At 45.2% G+C, this 17,358-nt stretch carries 18 protein-coding genes; 4 read left to right on the forward strand and 14 right to left on the reverse strand.

The genetic code is table 11. The features are described from left to right. Positions 1-24: 24 nt before the first annotated feature. A complete protein-coding gene (locus tag ICN42_RS02265; protein WP_216250322.1) occupies positions 25-420 on the reverse strand; it encodes a hypothetical protein in 396 nt (131 codons plus the stop codon). 173 nt (positions 421-593) lie between these two features. Next, positions 594-1,754 carry an MFS transporter gene (locus ICN42_RS02270; RefSeq protein WP_216250326.1) on the reverse strand — a complete coding sequence of 387 codons (1,161 nt, stop codon included), beginning with the start codon at positions 1,752-1,754 and terminating at the stop codon, positions 594-596. 48 nt (positions 1,755-1,802) lie between these two features. Here ICN42_RS02270 and ICN42_RS02275 point away from each other — a divergent pair, with 48 nt between their 5' ends. Together ICN42_RS02275 and ICN42_RS02280 are read left to right on the forward strand one after the other, a co-directional pair. Next, positions 1,803-2,567 carry a helix-turn-helix transcriptional regulator gene (locus ICN42_RS02275; RefSeq protein ID WP_216250330.1) on the forward strand — a complete coding sequence of 255 codons (765 nt, stop codon included), beginning with the start codon at positions 1,803-1,805 and terminating at the stop codon, positions 2,565-2,567. Positions 2,568-2,660: 93 nt separating this feature from the next. Beyond that, positions 2,661-2,831, forward strand: coding sequence for a cysteine-rich CWC family protein (locus tag ICN42_RS02280; protein ID WP_216250333.1), 171 nt, complete (start codon positions 2,661-2,663; stop codon positions 2,829-2,831). Positions 2,832-2,836: 5 nt separating this feature from the next. Here the strand turns inward: ICN42_RS02280 and ICN42_RS02285 are convergent, their stop codons facing one another. The 3 genes from ICN42_RS02285 to ICN42_RS02295 all read right to left on the reverse strand — a co-directional run bounded on the left by ICN42_RS02285 (position 2,837) and on the right by ICN42_RS02295 (position 4,127). After that, complete coding sequence (locus ICN42_RS02285) at positions 2,837-3,148, reverse strand: cupin domain-containing protein (RefSeq protein WP_216250336.1); 312 nt, start codon at positions 3,146-3,148, stop codon at positions 2,837-2,839. Positions 3,149-3,212: 64 nt separating this feature from the next. After that, on the reverse strand, positions 3,213-3,524 hold the full coding sequence (locus tag ICN42_RS02290) for a hypothetical protein (protein ID WP_216250337.1): 312 nt from the start codon (positions 3,522-3,524) through the stop codon (positions 3,213-3,215). 27 nt (positions 3,525-3,551) lie between these two features. Next, positions 3,552-4,127, reverse strand: coding sequence for a phasin family protein (locus tag ICN42_RS02295; RefSeq protein WP_216250340.1), 576 nt, complete (start codon positions 4,125-4,127; stop codon positions 3,552-3,554). Between the two features lie 178 nt (positions 4,128-4,305). Between ICN42_RS02295 and ICN42_RS02300 the strand changes: the two genes are divergently transcribed. Then, on the forward strand, positions 4,306-4,947 hold the full coding sequence (locus tag ICN42_RS02300; protein WP_216250343.1) for a response regulator transcription factor: 642 nt from the start codon (positions 4,306-4,308) through the stop codon (positions 4,945-4,947). Between the two features lie 121 nt (positions 4,948-5,068). On the opposite strand, the gene ICN42_RS02305 is transcribed toward ICN42_RS02300, so the two are convergent. The 9 genes from ICN42_RS02305 to def all read right to left on the reverse strand — a co-directional run bounded on the left by ICN42_RS02305 (position 5,069) and on the right by def (position 16,502). Further along, positions 5,069-6,382 carry a TAXI family TRAP transporter solute-binding subunit gene (locus tag ICN42_RS02305; RefSeq protein WP_216250346.1) on the reverse strand — a complete coding sequence of 438 codons (1,314 nt, stop codon included), beginning with the start codon at positions 6,380-6,382 and terminating at the stop codon, positions 5,069-5,071. A 507-nt stretch (positions 6,383-6,889) separates the two neighbouring features. Further along, on the reverse strand, positions 6,890-9,094 hold the full coding sequence (locus ICN42_RS02310) for an OsmC domain/YcaO domain-containing protein (RefSeq protein ID WP_216250350.1): 2,205 nt from the start codon (positions 9,092-9,094) through the stop codon (positions 6,890-6,892). 121 nt (positions 9,095-9,215) lie between these two features. After that, positions 9,216-9,896, reverse strand: coding sequence for a response regulator (locus ICN42_RS02315; protein WP_216250353.1), 681 nt, complete (start codon positions 9,894-9,896; stop codon positions 9,216-9,218). Between the two features lie 2 nt (positions 9,897-9,898). Then, a complete protein-coding gene (locus ICN42_RS02320) occupies positions 9,899-12,208 on the reverse strand; it encodes an ATP-binding protein (RefSeq protein ID WP_216250356.1) in 2,310 nt (769 codons plus the stop codon). After that, the gene (locus ICN42_RS02325) at positions 12,205-12,786 is read right to left on the reverse strand and encodes a DUF4390 domain-containing protein (protein WP_255539208.1); all 582 of its coding nucleotides are present in this window, start codon (positions 12,784-12,786) and stop codon (positions 12,205-12,207) included. The genes ICN42_RS02320 and ICN42_RS02325 overlap by 4 nt, the downstream gene beginning before the upstream one ends. After that, positions 12,783-14,096 (reverse strand): 16S rRNA (cytosine(967)-C(5))-methyltransferase RsmB, encoded by a 1,314-nt coding sequence (gene rsmB, locus ICN42_RS02330; protein WP_216250359.1) that lies wholly within the window; start codon positions 14,094-14,096, stop codon positions 12,783-12,785. The genes ICN42_RS02325 and rsmB overlap by 4 nt, the downstream gene beginning before the upstream one ends. Before the next feature lies 1 nt (position 14,097). Next, positions 14,098-14,964, reverse strand: coding sequence for a zinc metalloprotease HtpX (htpX, locus tag ICN42_RS02335; RefSeq protein WP_216250362.1), 867 nt, complete (start codon positions 14,962-14,964; stop codon positions 14,098-14,100). Then, positions 14,957-15,979, reverse strand: coding sequence for a methionyl-tRNA formyltransferase (gene fmt, locus ICN42_RS02340; protein ID WP_216250366.1), 1,023 nt, complete (start codon positions 15,977-15,979; stop codon positions 14,957-14,959). The genes htpX and fmt overlap by 8 nt, the downstream gene beginning before the upstream one ends. A 7-nt stretch (positions 15,980-15,986) precedes the next feature. Continuing rightward, positions 15,987-16,502 carry a peptide deformylase gene (def, locus tag ICN42_RS02345; protein ID WP_216250369.1) on the reverse strand — a complete coding sequence of 172 codons (516 nt, stop codon included), beginning with the start codon at positions 16,500-16,502 and terminating at the stop codon, positions 15,987-15,989. A gap of 71 nt (positions 16,503-16,573) precedes the next feature. On the opposite strand from def, the gene dprA reads away from it, so the two are divergent. Beyond that, positions 16,574-17,245: a DNA-processing protein DprA gene (gene dprA / locus ICN42_RS02350; protein ID WP_216250372.1), complete on the forward strand. Its 672-nt coding sequence runs from the start codon at positions 16,574-16,576 to the stop codon at positions 17,243-17,245. Positions 17,246-17,358 lie beyond the last annotated feature (113 nt).

Below are 17,358 nucleotides of genomic sequence, written 5' to 3' on the forward strand. Positions count from 1 at the left end.
GATGCCTATCCTGCTTTACTACTATTACATTTTCACTATTTTCCAAGCGCCATTTAAGAAGCCATCACCGGTTTTATCTCCTGGCTTGGTATCTTTAGCCCAGAAATACAGGGGCATGCCTTTATATGCCAATTGCTTCTTGCCATCATCACGGGTGATTACAGAATAGTCACCTGAAACAGTTGGACTACCATCAATCAACAGTGGCGGCCAATTAGTGGCACATGGGCCGTTACACATCGACTTACCTGAGCCAGCCGTATCTTTGGCAAAGGTATATAAAGTCATACTGTTACTACCTACCAATATCCCATCACTCACTTTGGTATATGGCGCGATTGCTCCACCCGTCATCGACGCACATGCGGCTAAAGTAGCAGTAGCGATCAAAGCAATTAATACGCTCTTAATGCGATTCATTTAGGTCTCCTTTTAAAGTTACCTGAGTACTCTACTGGTAATTTAGGTTTATCGCATGAAGCCAGTAAAAGTAAGGGGTAAGCCATAAAAGAAAATAGCCCAACAAGTGGGCTATTGAGATTCTTGGTGGCCGGGGGCGGAATCGACCAGGGCCAAGGATGCCTAAGCCTGCCTTATGCCCGCTTTTCTTGAGGAAAAATCACCGCACCAAGAACGGTAAACAAACTTAATGCCGCAATTGATTTGAGCATTAAATCAAATCCGCCTTGGTTATACAAAATGGATACCAAACCAACAGATAATCCTGCCGCAGTAAAGCCCAAGAAGTATCTCGCGGAGTACGCTCTACCTCGCCACTCATCCACTGTGTACTTTCCAAGCATCGTGTCATTGACTGTGACCTGACCAAAGACTGCGGCAATAATCACAATCGCCAAAAGTATTAGTCCATAGTCGGTCATTGTGGAAGCTATGAATAATGCGGGAACAATCATCAAGGCCAGTGGCAAGAACACATTCTTTAATGAATGCCTATCAAGTAGATGGCCAATGATGTATTGCGATAAAGCGCCAAACAAGTAGACCAAGAACGTAATCGTTCCCAGTGCGGCAGTGTTGCTAGTAAGGTTCGACAGTCTTTCTTGAAAGATTTTAGGTAAAGCAACGGTGACGGAATTAAAGGTAATTGAGCTGGCAATAATCGTAATGATTAAAGAGGCTACCACCCAGATCATGACTGATTTAGGTACGCGGGCTGTACCTGCCACTGACTTCTTGGAGATACCATCAGCCGACCTTGGAACATCGCGCATAAACAAAAATCCAATAATTAAACAAACAATTCCAGGAACCCAAAAGGCGGCACGCCATCCAAAGTATTGGTTGATAACCCCTGTCACCAATGCTGATGAGGCAACACCGAAATTACCCCACATTCCATTGATGCCCATTTCTTTGCCGAGCTTATCTACGTTTGATACCAGCATCGCGGTTCCAACAGGGTGATAAATCGAAGCAACAACACCAACAGCCAATAACATCGCACCTAATTGGATGGGTGTTTGGACGAGCGAAATCCCAGCTAATGCCAAACCCATACCCACAAAGAAGATGGCCATCATATTGCGACGACTCCACTTATCGCCAAGCCATCCTGAAAATAATGAGCCTGCGCCAAAAGCAATAAAGCCTGGAGTTGCGTAAGGGAGCAACTCTCCATAAGTCATTCCAAAAGTCGGCGCAATCACAATCACGGCGGCGGCAAAGATCAACATCGCATAGTGATCTATGAAATGGGCGATGTTCATATACGAAATGATTTTGGAATGGCTCATGGGTATCTCCTTGTTTTGCTCATCATAATGTGGCAACCTATCGATAAAATGCCAAAAGACATCGCCAAACCGCCAAAATTGGGCAATGACATCATTACCCACCCGCGCTCATATAAGCGAGGGCATCAACTTGGCCTTCATGCTCACGCCCAAGCTCAGCTTTTGTATGTAGCTACTGGGCTAGTCAATGTCACCACACCCATTGGCAGATTCTTAGCGCCACCCCAAAGAGCAGTTTGGATACCGACAAACATTGAACATAGCGTGGATGTTATTACCGACATCGAAATGCGAAGTGTCTACATAGAACCCTCTTGGTTAAAGCGACATACCAATTATTCAAAACTCAATCAGGTTTATCTCATTGAAATAAGCGCATTGTTACGAGAACTCATATTGGCAACGCATCAGCAGAAGGCAAGTAAAGAGAAAATTAATTTATTAATGACGCTTGCGCTACTTGAATTAACTGGGGCGGAAGATGCCAGCACTTTCTTGCCAATGCCAATAGATGCTAGAGCAAAGAAGGTGGCTGAATTAATGCTGGGTGATATTCATTCAATGAAAGATTTTGAGCAACTTTGCTTTGAAGCAAGTACCTCAAGCCGAACGATAACAAGGCTCTTTACAAAAGAAACCAAAATGAGTTTTAGAGAATGGCGCCAAAGGGCAAGGATTATGAATGCTCTTGAATTATTAGAAAACAAAAAGCTCTCAATTAAGCAAGTGGCAATGAGTTTGGGGTTCTCAAGCACCGCATCATTTGCTCACGCATTCAAAGAAGTAATGGGAATGACCCCCACAGAGTTCTAACAGGCGTCCCGTAACTAGACGCCAAATAAATTTGTTCCATTTGGAACAGAGGATTAAGTATCCTCTATCTATCCAACCCCGTAGAATCAAGGCATGAGAGCGGAAGATATTGGAACTATTTGCCCAGTCTGCGGAAGGGCAAACGACTGTCAAATAAGCGGCAATAAGAAATGCTGGTGTTTTGATGTGCCAGTAGATAAGGCAGAGCTTGAACAAATCCTTCAGCGTAAATCAAAGGTCAGTGCTTGTGTAGAAACTGCCTGAAGAAGTTAGGCGTCTAGCGATGGGGCGCTTAATTGCTCTTGGGTAGTGGTTGATTTCCTGCTAGCAAGATACTTCACACCTTTCGCACCATAATTTTCTGTATGGATTTGATTGGGCAGTAAATGAAAAGCGTCTCCTGCCAAGTAGGCAGTCTTTATGCCGTTAATGGTGATGTCAATCTGCCCCTCAATCACCAATGCATGAACTTCATAAGGATGAGAATGTAAGTCTAAGAATCCGCCGACTTCTCGCTCGACTAAAACGGGGGCTGGAAAGTCTTCTTTTGCTAATTTTTCTAAAAATGCTTCTGGCTTCATTGACGAACTTCTATTAATTTGAGTGCCTCATTGTAATGACTGCGTTAATTAGCAGGATATGCCTTCATCTCACGCCAAACCAAATACGAGCTGCTTCATATGAATCTTCTACATGCTCATCTCTGATTTCAAAACTTTGCATAACATCACGAATCATCTGTACAGCTAGATTTTGTCGATTGTTATTAAAGTAACGATCTGCATCATTGCCCATCAACCAGTCAATTGCCTCTTCGAATACGCCCTCATCATTGGCGGTTTGCAACCACTTGCTAATGACAAACTTGCCCTGTAAGAAGATACTTACTTGAGCCTGTAATACTTGCTCATCTAAAGAGCCTACCAATACTTTCATATTGATTGGTTCTTTAAACATGAGTGAACGCTTACTTTGTACGCTTAATTACTTGGCGCGAGTCTTCTTTGGAGGAGCTTTAACCGCCTCACCAAACTGACCTTGAGCCTGGCTTAATGCTGACTCAACTGTTTTTTCAAAGTTAGCGACTGCATCTGCTGCAGATGCGCGAGCCTGATCAAACTGTTGAAGTGAAGTTTCAAAGGCTGTTTTGAATGCAGAAACAAAAGCCTCTGAACCAGCGGGAGCGGTTTTAGTTGCCTCTTTAACAAACTTCACCAAATCATCACGAGCATCATCAATGGATGACTCAACCACTTGTGCCACTTCTTTATTGGCGTTACGAAGAACATTGCCCACTTTGGCTTGATAAGCGGCAGCATACTTGGCCACTTCTTGAGCAGCTTCTTGCTGGCCTAAGTTAGCGAACTGTTGTGGATCTTTAATGGCGGACAATTGGGCGCTAGCTTCTTGGGCTACAACCATTGCGTCTTTAGCGGCAGCTTGATTAATTTCTGCCAATTCTTGTGCGCTCTTGGCGGCCACTTCAGCCAAATGTTTAGCGTTTTCTAGAGCCTTAGCTTGAGCTTGGGCAATCTGGTAATTTAATTGATTCTGAAACATGGCATTTCCTTTATTAGTGAGATAGCTGTATTTTGCTGCGATGCACCATTTTAAGAGCACTTTGGCGACAAAACAAGGCCTATTTGCTGCGACGCAACATATTTAGGGTGATTACCTAATATCCACAGCTAATAAATTGCATATGATGAAATGACTGTTAAAACCCTAGATAGGCAACATGCTCAGAAATACCAATCAATTACCCGTTAAATCTAGCGTGGTTTATATAGTAGATGATGATGGGGCAACGCGGGATTCGCTATCCTGGTTACTTGAATCAAATGGGTTTATGGTGAGCTGTCATGAAAATGCCGAGCGTTTTTTACAAGCACTTGCCAGCACCGATTCCGCAACAGTGGCTTGCGCCTTATTGGACATGAGACTGCCAGGCATGTCGGGGATTGAACTTCAAAATAGGCTTCGTGAGGATGGTCACCTGTTTCCTGTTGCGATAGTTACTGGATATGGGGAAGTGAAATTAGCTGTTCAAGCAATTAAACAAGGCGCAGTAGATTTTTTAGAAAAGCCGTTTAAAGAAAATCAACTTTGTAGTCTAGTAGAGAATATGTTGTCAAAAGCTTATCTAGAGCAAAAGCAAAATTTAGAAGTGCAAGCAGCGCAGTCCAAACTAAAAACTCTAACGAAACGCGAACGAGAAGTTTTAGAGTGCATTGTTGCAGGGTGCACCAATAGAGAGGTTGGTGAGACTTTAAATATTTCACTCAAAACAGTTGAAGCACATCGAGCCAATGTCATGGATAAGCTCGGAGTGAATAGAGCGGCAAGTTTATTAAAGCTAGCCATCTCTCATCAGCAATAATTTTACATAGCAAGCGTCTATTAACCAGACGCTTAACTTTTTTGTTCTAAATGGAACGGATAATCAACCATCCTCTATCTATCGAGGTTTTATTGGATATGGCACCTAAAGACCCAAAGAATTAGTTCTCATTAATGCTAGAAGCATTCTTCTCTAATTTTGATAAGACTTGGTTACGCACTAAATTAAGTGCACCCTTCATTGTGTATAGACGATTCTTCTCCTCTGAGGATACCCACCCATCTCGGGTGTCTTTATCGAGTTGCTCCAACCTAATCAATAACTTCCTAAGGAGATCTGGATTATTTGTATTCGCAGATAATTGATCAATTTCTTGAATCTCATCATAGCCATCCTCAATAATCATTAGCGAGTGCTTACTTCTATAGCTAGGTAACAACCTAAAAATTGGATAAATTACTGCTAATAGCCCTAGTAATATAAGCCACATGCGATCGATGTAACTTGAAAGCCAAACTGGTAGTCGCTCCAACATCGGCATCCTGCCGCCCTCATAAAATCTTTTAGCAATCGGACTAATTGCAACTGCATGATCTACATAAGCTGGAAAAAATTCTGGCTTTGCAAAGAATTGGTCTAGTTCATTAGAAATTTTTTCCGCGGCTAAAAGGAAAATGCTCTGTACCGCAGGATGCATATCCTTCCCAATTAAGAGGGTGACTGTTGAAGCTAACATCTGTATATCTTCAGCGGGGTAGGCTTTGTTTAGATCTAAAGAGCCCTTAGGAATAGTCACCACACTCATGTAGGGTAATTTTTTTACATAGGCAGGTGCATAACTAAAATTGAGAACATGGATGTCAGGATGTTGTAATAGCTCCTGAATATTAGGGCTATTAAATCCATCCATAATGAACACTCCATCAATCTCATTACTCAGCAATCTTGAAATAGCATCTTTGTTCGGTATTTTGAGCACATTAGGTCGACCCTCGATGGAAATTCCGCTTAAAGCCAATATCCTTCGCAAGATAATCTCGGCCGCACTTCCACTCGGGCCAACCGAGACTTGTTTGGTTGAAAAATACGCAAATGGCTTTGGTCCATGAAATTCTGGCCCCCTATAAAACAGCCAAAGTGGAGCATATTCAACGCTTCCAAGCGATCTCAATCCTGGATAGGCCCCGCTATCGGCTACACCGCCAATCATGAGTGCCGCATTAACAGCGTTTCCCTTATCCGCAAGATCGACAAGACTTTTTGCGGAGCCCTGGGTATTAACCAAGTGAAGGTGAACACCCTCAGCCTCAAAATAGGGAATAAACTTTTTTCCAAGCATTTCAAATGTTGAGCCTTCTTGTCCAACAGCGAAATAAACATCCTTTGGCGGCAAAGGGCGGCTGAGAATAATTAAAGCGGTTATGCCAACGCATAGCAGCAATAACCAGTGCCAATCAGTTCTAATTAAATTCATCCATGAGTGAAGCTCTTGAGCCAAAGAATTTCGAAGATGAGAAATTAGAGAGGGATTTCTAGACATTAGTGCGCCCAAAGAGAGATTAAAAAATTAACACTTGGCTCTTACTCTTTTATTAGACAACAATCCCTTGCTTGAATCTATTTAAATTCTTATTGCTTAATCAAAAGATTCAGAGTTCTATGGCTAAACTTTGCGGCTCTATATGTGAAAAAATATTTCTCCAACTAGACGCTGTCGATGCCATTTGGGAAATATTCGAAACCGCTGTGAGCCAATAGATTCGGTGCTTGTAGGGCGGTGGGTCACAACCAGCTAAGACCCAATGTGCAGAACTGTTTTAGTCCTCTATCCTAGCTTTTCAATCCTCTGCTCTACCGACTGAGCTACCAGGCCAAGAGATGGAATTATAAATGAAACTTCGTTCTGCCCTGAAAAACGGGTTAACTATCGATAAGTCTTGGCTAAACGCTGTAAATCTGCGGAAAAGGTCTTACCGTGAGTCTAGCTACTGGTTACTGTAGTTTTAGCTCTAGCAATATGTAATTTTCTATAGCTGTCAATCAAGCGATGATGCCTGTCGAGGCCCTCTAGCTTCATGGTCGTGGGGGTCAGGCCATAAAAGCGGATGTTTCCATCTACTGAGCCCATGACCGCATCCATTCTCTCGTTACCAAACATTCGGCGGAAGTTGACTATGTAATCATCAAGCTCCAGCTCGTCGTCTAGGATGGTCTCTAATACTGCACTTAAAGTCTGATAAAACAATTTGCGCTCGACGGTGTTGTCGTTGTATTGAAGAAAGGCGCCGATGAGCTCCTGTGCCTCTTCAAATTGCTTTAGGGCAAGATGAATGAGCAGCTTCAACTCCAAAACTGTTAGCTGACCCCAGGGCGTGTTCTCATCAAACTCAATGCCGATCAATGTTGCAATATCACCATACTCATCTAACTCATTATTTTCTAAACGCTCAAGCAGCGCACTTAAGCCTGCATCGTCTAAGTTAGACAGATTCAAAATATCGCTGCGGAACAATAGCGCTTTATTAGTGTTGTCCCAAATTAAATCTTCAATTGGATAAACCTCGGAATAGTCTGGCACCAAGATTCGGCATGCGATCGCGCCCAGCTGGTCATACACTGCAACGTAAGCTTCTTTACCCAGAGTCTCAAGAATGCCAAACATGGTTTTTACTTCTTCAGCATTGGAGTTTTCACCCTTGCCAGAAAAATCCCATTCAACAAAATCGTAATCTGATTTTGCGCTAAAGAATCGCCAAGACACAATGCCACTCGAATCAATAAAGTGCTCAACGAAGTTATTTGGCTCAGTGACCGCCTCGCTTGCAAAAGTGGGTGGCGGTAAATCGTTCAGGCCTTCTAAGCTTCGGCCCTGAAGTAACTCTGTCAAACTTCGCTCCAGCGCCACCTCTAGACTTGGATGTGCACCAAACGATGCAAATACTCCGCCTGTTCTTGGGTTCATCAAGGTAACGCACATGACTGGGTAGATGCCACCTAATGACGCATCCTTTACCAAGACTGGAAAGCCCTGCTCCTCAAGACTCTGAATGCCTGCCAGAATGCTGGGATATTTAGCTAGCACTTCTTGTGGCACATCCGGTAAAGCGATTTCACCTTCAAGAATTTCACGTTTAACCGCCCGCTCGAAAATCTCTGATAAGCATTGCACTTGTGCTTCAGCTAGTGTATTGCCAGCACTCATGCCATTGCTGACATAGAGATTTTCAATCAGGTTAGACGGAAAATACACAGTCTCACCATCTGACTGACGTACATATGGCAAGGAACAAATCCCACGCTCGCTGTTGCCAGAATTGGTGTCGACTAGATGAGAACCACGGAGCTCGCCATCAGAATTAAAAATATTGAGGCAATACTCATCAAGGATTTCTTTAGGCAGCGCATCTTTAGGCCCGGGTTTAAACCAGCGCTCATTTGGGTAATGAACAAAAGCGCTATTAGCGATCTCTTCACCCCAAAATGCGCCAGCATAGAAGTGATTATTGCTGAGCCGCTCGATATATTCGCCCAGGGCTGAGGCCAAGGCGCTTTCCTTCGTAGAGCCCTTACCGTTTGTAAAGCACATTGGTGAATGCGCATCACGGATATGCAAGGACCACACATTGGGAATCAGGTTACGCCATGAGGCGATTTCAATCTTAATGCCTAGATTGGCCAACACGCCTGACATATTGGCAATAGTTTGCTCTAAGGGCAAGTCCTTGCCTGCAATGTAGGTGCTCGCGTCTGAGGCCGGCTTCAAGGTCAATAAAGTCTGCGCATCAGCATCTAAGTTCTTGACCTCTTCAATAATGAATTCAGGTCCAGCTTGCACCACTTTTTTAACAGTACAACGCTCGATGGAGCGCAAGATCCCCTGACGATCATTGGCGGAGATATCCTCCGGCAGTTCAACCTGAATTTTGAAAATCTGCTGGTAACGGTTTTCTGGATCGACAATATTATTTTGCGAAAGACGAATGTTTTCAGTCGAAATATTGCGCGTATCGCAATACAACTTGACGAAATAGGCAGCACATAAGGCTGATGACGCCAGAAAGTAGTCAAAAGGCCCTGGGGCTGAGCCGTCACCCTTGTATCGGATGGGCTGATCAGCAATCACCGTAAAGTCATCGAACTTGGCTTCAAGACGCAACTTATCGAGAAAGTTAACCTTTATTTCCATGGGAATAATTCCGAAATGATATGAGCGCTATTATCCGTTGCAATAGCGATACCGTGTGCTACATCAAAAAGCCCACATGCCAATATGAGAAAAGATTGCCAGCCGCGAATGACGAACTAATTTATTGCTCGGTCTTGTTGCGCGAAGTGTCGATTCCCAAAGCTTTTAGCTTGCGATAAAGGTGGGTTCTTTCAAGGCCTGTGTATTCAGAAATCTTAGTCATGCTACCGCCCATAATGATCATTTGATGCTCAAAATAGGCCTTTTCAAATAAGTCCCTTGCCTCACGAAGTGGCAAATCAAAATAGGTTTTTGCAATCCCGCTGATGTATTCGCCATCCTGAGCTTGCGGGGCTAGTTCACTAACCGCTGCCTTAGGGCTTGGGCTTGATGAAGGCGCTAACGATGCCTTCTCTTCAAGAGGCTCAACGTATTTAGGGGAGCTCTCCAGGGCTTTATTGACTGTTTTGAGTAACTTTTGGAGCGCAATGGGCTTTTCTAAAAAATTGAGGGCACCAATGCGTGTAGCTTCAACCGCTGTGTCAATCGTGGCATGTCCAGACATCATCACTACGGGCATTGTGAGCTGCCCCGTCTTGGACCACTCTTTTAGTAAGGTAATGCCGTCAACGTCTGGCATCCAGATATCGAGTAAGACGAGGTCTGGGCGCATTTGCTCGCGGATTGTGCGAGCCTGCATAGCGCTCTCAGCTGCATAAACAGTGTGGCCTTCATCCGTCAGAATCTCATTGAGAAGCTCTCGGATTCCCATCTCATCGTCGACCACCAAAATACTTGCCATTCTTATGCTGCCTCTTTTGCCAGATTCATAAACAAAATTGATACTTGCGCACCGACCACTTCATCTCCCTGCATGCGGTTCCGGACTTCAATTTTGGCGCCGTGATCATCTACGATTTTCTTCACTACCGCCAATCCCAATCCAGTGCCCTTACTCTTTGTTGTTACATATGGTTCAAAAGCTCTTGCCAATATCTTAGCTGGAAACCCTGATCCACTATCACTTATTGTTAAACGCACCGCATTTTGTGGCACACCATTAACCTCACCATAAGGCACTAATTCTGTTTTTACTTCAACCGGCTCCGCCTGATGCTTACCCTCAAGGGTAGCATCTTGTGCGTTCTGTAAAAGATTATGAATAATCTGTCTGAGCTGCGTAGGGTCACCCATAATATTTGGGCAACGCGGATCAAGCTGAGTCTTGAGGGGGCTGCCCTCATATAAACCCAAGATCTCTTGCGTCAACGTATTGATGGAGACTGATTTCAGTTGCGGGCTTGGCGTCTTAGCGAAATCCCTAAAATCATTCACCATTTCTTTCATGGCTTGTACTTGGCCGATGATGGTTTCCGTACTGCGATTGATCATTTCTTCCTGCTCTGGACTCAACTTGCCAGCCAACTTATGCTGCAATCTCTCTGCAGAGAGCTGTATAGGGGTTAGCGGATTCTTAATCTCATGCGCTAGACGCCTTGCCACCTCGCTCCAGGCAATGGATCGCTGCGCGCTCACAACATCGGTAATGTCATCAAATACCACCATACGTAAATCATCAGTCAGCTCGGTTCCACGAATAAATAAGGTTACGCCAAGCTCGTTCTCAAACTCATTTGTGCTGTGGAGTTGAATCTGTTTTTGCCATACTGGCGCCGATTTATTTTTGCCCTGAGCTGGCTGACCACTCTCCACGCCAACCGCTAGCTTCATCGTGGCAAAGCCCTCTTTAATAGCCTCATCAAACTCAACAAGGCTTGGGGTATCGCTTAAAGGACGCCCATCCATGCGCGTTAAGTCTTGCCCAAAGATACGGTCAGCACCAGCATTACTAGAAACCACATTGAAATTTTTATCAAAAATACAAACCCCAGCAGTTAAATTACCCAGCACCGTCTCTAGGAATGATTTTGACTCCTGGAGGGATGTTCTTGTATCGGCTAACTGGCGTGTCATCACATTAAATTGACGGGTCAACATCCCCAACTCATCACCTGTATCTAGCTCTGGCTTAGGAGACAAATCTCCCTGAGCAACAGCCTGCGTTCCCTTCAACAGCATTAATAAAGGCCTAGCCAGCTGACGGCCAAGAATTAAGGCCAAGGTCACCGCTACGAATAATGCAAAAAATAGCGTTAATGTAAGCGTACCTACAAACATTTTTCTCAATCCAGTCCTACCCAATGACTTCTCTTGATAGTCACTATAGGCAGACTCAACCGCAACGATATTTTTAGCCAATGGGCCAGGAATGAAGCGCACTAATTGCAAAAAATATTTATCGTCTACTTCTTTGCCAGAATCTAATTTATTAGGTGTGTGTTTTTTACGGACAATCGGCACAATCGCTCTTACCCGATAGCCGCGTTGCCCATCACCCATTTCAATTTGATCTATAAAGGTGATGCCCTTCTTTTTGAATGCTTCGGCAATGACATCGGGGCTTGGTGCGGGAAAATATTTTTTTGGCCGTGACTCGCTGGTCAAAATCAAATTACGTTGAATATTAAAGAGGCTAACCTCTTGAATACCAAATTGATTGCGCGCCTTCATCACCATAGCGCCAACTTGCTCAGTAGTCGCACCTGGTGGAACTTGCACAATTTGCTCAGCAATGAAATTTCCTTCAGACAAAATCTCTTCTTGTGCAACGCGCAAAGTGACGCGCCCTAACTCAAGACCGGCATCTAGTGCTGACTCTACTTGGACATCAAACCAGGTCTCAATACTGCGTGATACGAACTGTAAAGAAACGCCGTACAAAATTAGTCCTGGGACAACACCAACTAAAGCAAAAATCATGGCTAGCTTTGCAACCAGGCGGGTACCAAATCGACCTTTACGCCAGCGAATAGCAATCACAATCACCAGGGTTAAGATGACCAAGGTTAAGCAAATACCAATAATGACATTGGCTGCATACAGCCAAATAAAATAGTTATCAAAGAACTCGGTATTTGACGTTGCAATCGACAGCAGCACTAACAATAAAAGCGCAAAGGCACCAATCACTGCCATCGCCGTAGGCAGTGCACGCCTTTTCCAGGCGCTCTTCTCAAAGGCGTTTGAGCCAATGAAGTCTAAAGATATCTTCATCGTTTAATGATGTTGGGTCCATTTGGCAAAAATGGAAAACGCAACCAATCGCTAGTGACATTCCAGTCGCGATTATTTAATGCATTCACTTGAAACGGTTTTGGTAGCTTGCTTAAATCTAGAGTCATTCTTAATGCAGCGGTGTAAGACTTGCTGGGATCAATTTGGTTGTTATCAATCACTCGCCAACCCCCGATACTACCCACAGCTTGCAATGCCTCAAACATTGTCTTAGCGGAAAAGGTAAAGCCCTCAGAGGCGATACGATATTGTTGCGTCATTGGCTGATAAGACAGACGTGTTAGTCGTTGAGCAAGCGCAGGCTTTTCGTCAAACCAGTACCAACGTGAACGCGTAAGGTCAAACTCAGTTTGAAAGTACAAAACGACGCCTTTTTGAACTGCATCTTCTAGCCCTGGGGTTAATTCAATCTGAAATGTGGCATTTAATAGCCAGTCACTATCCACCCGCTCAAGGTCGGCAGATTTAAGCTTGATCCCCTCTGCGCTTACTGCCGCTGAAAATAGACTCAGCGACATCAAAGCACACAGAATGAATTGTTTAATGCATTGGCTCATGGACCATTTTTCTTAAACAAAGCGTAGTAAAAACCATCATTTAGCTCGGCGGGCAAAATTTGTCCGGGGGCGCTTAATCGTAACGCATCAGCATGCTCTGCCGCAAACCACGTCGCCTGCTCTTCTCCCTCCTCTGGAAATATGGAGCAAGTGACATACAAAAGCGTGCCACCAGCCTTAAGCATCTTCCAAGCCTGCTCCAAAATCGCGCGCTGCCTTAGTTGTAGAGCCTGAATGTCTGCCTCGCGACGCAAGAAGGGAATATCAGGATGTCTTGCAACAATTCCTGATGCTGAGCAAGGCGCGTCCAAGAGGATTTTGTCGAATGGCTTGCCATCCCACCAAGCTGCCTTAGAGGCATCGCCACGCACTACTCGAACAGCATCAGACTGAAGGCGCAAGCGATCCAAGTTGCCACCAATTTTTCCAAGGCGCTCGCCATCCAACTCTAAGGCAATCAGCTCGCATTGCGCTAACTCTAATAAATGGGCGGTTTTTCCTCCAGGTGCGGCACAGGCATCCAAAATGCGCTCGCCCGGCTTTGGATCAAGCAATACTGCCGCAATTTGTGCTCCCGCATCTTGAACAGAAACCGCGCCACTATAAAAGCCTGGTAAATCTGATACCGGCACCGCCTCACGTAATAGCAAAGCAGAATCCAATGCGATCCCAGCAATACCATTAATAGGCTCAGCGACGATACTTGCCTGTTGCAATAACTCTTGATACTCTTTGCGCGTATGTTGTTGAGCGTTGACACGCAAAATGAGGGGTGCGCGTTGGGCTTGCTGAATCAACATGGCCTGCCACGACTTTGAATAATTGCGCTTCAGACTAGCTCGCCACCAAGGAGGAAAAAACATTGGAATAGGGTCTGGAGGATAAGGCTTTTCATTCTCAGCCTGAACCGCAAGACTAATCTTGCGAAGTACGGCATTCACCAAGCCCTTGGCGTACATCGTCGGCCCATATTCACTACAAGCTTTTACTGCTTGATCGACGATTGTATGTGCTGCATAGCCTTTACCATCGGCTCCGCTTTGCAAAAATAAGGCAATTGCTACGCTTAATAAATACTCTACCTCTGGCGGTGGTGTCTTTGGAATAAATTGTTTAATGAACTCGTGAGATCTCACCCACTTACGCAAAGCATCAAAGGTGAGGCTTTGAACAATAGGTCGCTCATGGGCATCTAATTGATCCAATACTTCTGTGAGTGATCGACCGACCATCACCTCGCCAATTGCTTGCGCAGAAATAGTGATCGCCTCTGATAGCGGAAGGCTGCGTGGTGTTTTTTGGTCGGTCAAATTATTCCGCTCCGGGGTAAGCCCCGTTTTTAGACATGCTGATTAAACGAGCTACCCGCTCCTCCATTGGGGGATGGGTAGAAAAAAGTTGTGAGAGTCCGCCAGCGGTCAAGGGATTGATAATCATCATCTGCGCTGCTTCAGGATGTCGCTCAATCGCTTGAAATGTTGTGCCTTGAGAGTAAGCATGGATTTTTTGTAAGGCTTGCGCTAGCGCCAGAGGATCGGCGCTAATTTCAGCGCCTCCACGATCTGCCTCATATTCACGAGCGCGGGAGACGCTCATCTGAATTAGGCTTGCTGCTAGTGGCGCCAAAATCATGGCCAGTAACGATGCCAGCGGATTGCCTTGTCGGCCTTCTGAATTTCGACCGCCAGCGAACATCGCAAAATTTGCTAATGCAGAAATTGCGCCTGCCATCGTTGCAGCCAAAGTAGAAATTAAGATATCCCGATGCTTTACATGTGCAAGCTCATGCGCCATGACGCCACGCAATTCGCGACTTGAAAGAATTCTGAGAATGCCAGTGGTTGCCGCAACGGAGGCATGCTCAGGATTTCGGCCAGTTGCAAACGCATTTGGTGCGTCCTCATCAATCAAAAATACTTTGGGCATAGGTAGCCCAGCCTTATTAGCTAACTCCTTGACCAGGGCATAGAATTGAGGAGCGGAATGTTCATCCACCTGTTGCGCATTGGTCATTTTCAGCACCATCGTGTCTGAAAACCAATAACTAAAAAAGTTCATGCCGACTGCCATCAATAAGGCTAAGAGCATTCCTTGTTTACCGCCCAGCATGCCACCAACCACGACAAAGAGCGCAGTAATTGCTGCCATCAAAATAGCGGTTTTCGCTAAATTAAACATTTGCGTCTCCTTGCTTACTTATGGATTTTTCAAATCTCATTAAAGGCTCTGCACTTGCACCACCAGAAACACATAGACTGGCAGCAATTCTTTTTCCGCCGGGCTTTTGCATTTCTAAGATCTCAATCACGCCCTCACCACACTGAACAAATACGCCATCTCCACTCAATCCCACAATTTGTCCTGGGATAGCATCTTGGTTCTCTGTCGCTTTACTAGGTAAGCAGGAATTCCAAAATTTGAGTTGCTCGCCATGAAGGCTACTGGTGGATCCCGGGAATGGATTAAAGGCTCGAATACGTCGATCAATTTCAGTGGCGCTTAACTGCCAATCAATCTCGGCTTCACTCTTTAATATTTTCTCCGCATAGGTAATACCTTCGCTAGGCTGAGGTGTTCTGAGAATAACAACGCCTTTATCCAATTCATCGAGAGTCTTCACCATTAACTCAGCGCCAAGGACTGCCAAACGATCATGTAGTGATGCGCTAGTTTCATGCGAAGTAATTTGTAGGTCGCCCACCAAAATAGTATCGCCAGTATCTAAGCCAGCATCCATTTGCATGATGCTCACACCCGTCCTGTCATCACCGCTCTCTATAGCACGCTGAATCGGCGCTGCACCGCGCCACCTTGGCAACAAAGAGGCATGAATATTAAAGCAGCCATATCTACCATTCTGAGAAGCAAGATCAAGAATATCTTGGGGCAGAATTAATCCATAAGCGACAACTACCATTGCATCAAAATCAATATCAGATAAATATTGATGCGCCTCTTGTGCCGCAGTTCTTGTTTCTAAATCCGCATGGCTCCGCTTCAGGGTTTCTGGTTGCAAGACTGGAATATTTTTTTCTTGCGCAAATACTTTTACGGGGCTGGCTTGAAGACGCATGCCGCGGCCCGCACGACGATCTGGTTGTGTAAGCGCTAAAACAATTTGATGACCAGCGCTTTCAATTGCACGCATTGCCTGTGCAGCAAACTCCGGGGTGCCAGCAAAAACAATTTTCATTGGGCGCTTAGCGCTCGCCTACTAATTCTTTTGCGCGCTTTTTCATTTTGAGAGAAATGCGATTGCGCTTTAACATCGAGAGATACTCAACAAATACCTTGCCTTGCAAGTGGTCCATTTCGTGTTGTAAGCAGACCGATAACAGACCGTCTGCCTCTACCTCAAATTCTTTGCCGTTGATGTCAAGGGCCTTTACTCGCACAACTGCTGGGCGATCAACTTCGTCGTAATACTCTGGAACAGAGAGACAGCCCTCGCGCCAGGATTTTTTTTCCGGGCTTGCCCAAACCAATTCTGGGTTGATGAACACCATCAACTCATCTTGATTTTCTGAGACATCAATCACCACGATCCGCTCATGAATATCGACCTGCGTTGCAGCCAAACCAACTCCAGGGGCTTCGTACATTGTCTCGGCCATATCGGCCACAATTTTTTTGATGCGTGCGTCTACCTGAGCCACAGGTTTGGCAACCTTGTGTAGGCGTGGATCTGGATAGCAAAGGACGGTTAATAAAGCCATATGGGAATTATCCAACAGAGTAATCAGACTGTCCCGATAGTTCTATTCCTCCCTATGCCGAAAATTGCTTTATGCACATCCCCAAAACCTCACACATCACCCAAATACAACGAAATGCTCCTAGCTATCCGGCTCGCTTGCTGGATTTATACGACCCGCCCAATTCACTCTATATATATGGGGATATTGATTTGCTGACTTTGCCCATGATCGCCATTGTTGGGTCACGCGCTGCCAGCCCCGAAGGACTCAAAAATGCCCACTACTTTGCTCAAGCCCTATCTGCAGAGGGGTATCTTGTTGTTTCTGGGTTGGCAAAGGGCATTGATGGTGCCGCCCACTTGGGGGCACTTGGGCCGGAACAGAACCGCCCGACTATCGCGGTATGTGGGACTGGGCTAGACCTCGTATATCCAAAGGAGCATCTAGAACTAGCGCACGCCATTGGTAACAGCGGGCTTCTGATTTCTGAGCTTGCACCAGGAGTCGGGCCAAAGGCCTGGCACTTCCCCCGCAGAAACCGCATCATTGCAGCCCTATCCTTGGGAATCCTGGTAATCGAGGCTGCTGAGCGCTCTGGCTCACTGATTACAGCCAGACTGGGCTGTGAGCTGGGTCGTGAAATTTTTGCCATTCCAGGCTCGATACATCACCCACTATCCAGCGGGTGCCACCAACTACTTCAGCAGGGCGCCAAACTAGTCCAATCCCCAAAAGATATTCTTGAGGAGCTGCCAAAATAGGAAAAAACCCTATTTAAGGCCAATTAAAGCGCTATTTTGGCAAAATTAAGCCCCTTAATAAGGCCTAGTTAATCATCAAAAAATGGGGGTTTTGGACTTTTGTCAATTTATCG

Origin of the sequence: Polynucleobacter sp. 71A-WALBACH (genome assembly GCF_018882365.1) — a bacterium.
In the GTDB taxonomy this organism is placed as follows: domain Bacteria; phylum Pseudomonadota; class Gammaproteobacteria; order Burkholderiales; family Burkholderiaceae; genus Polynucleobacter.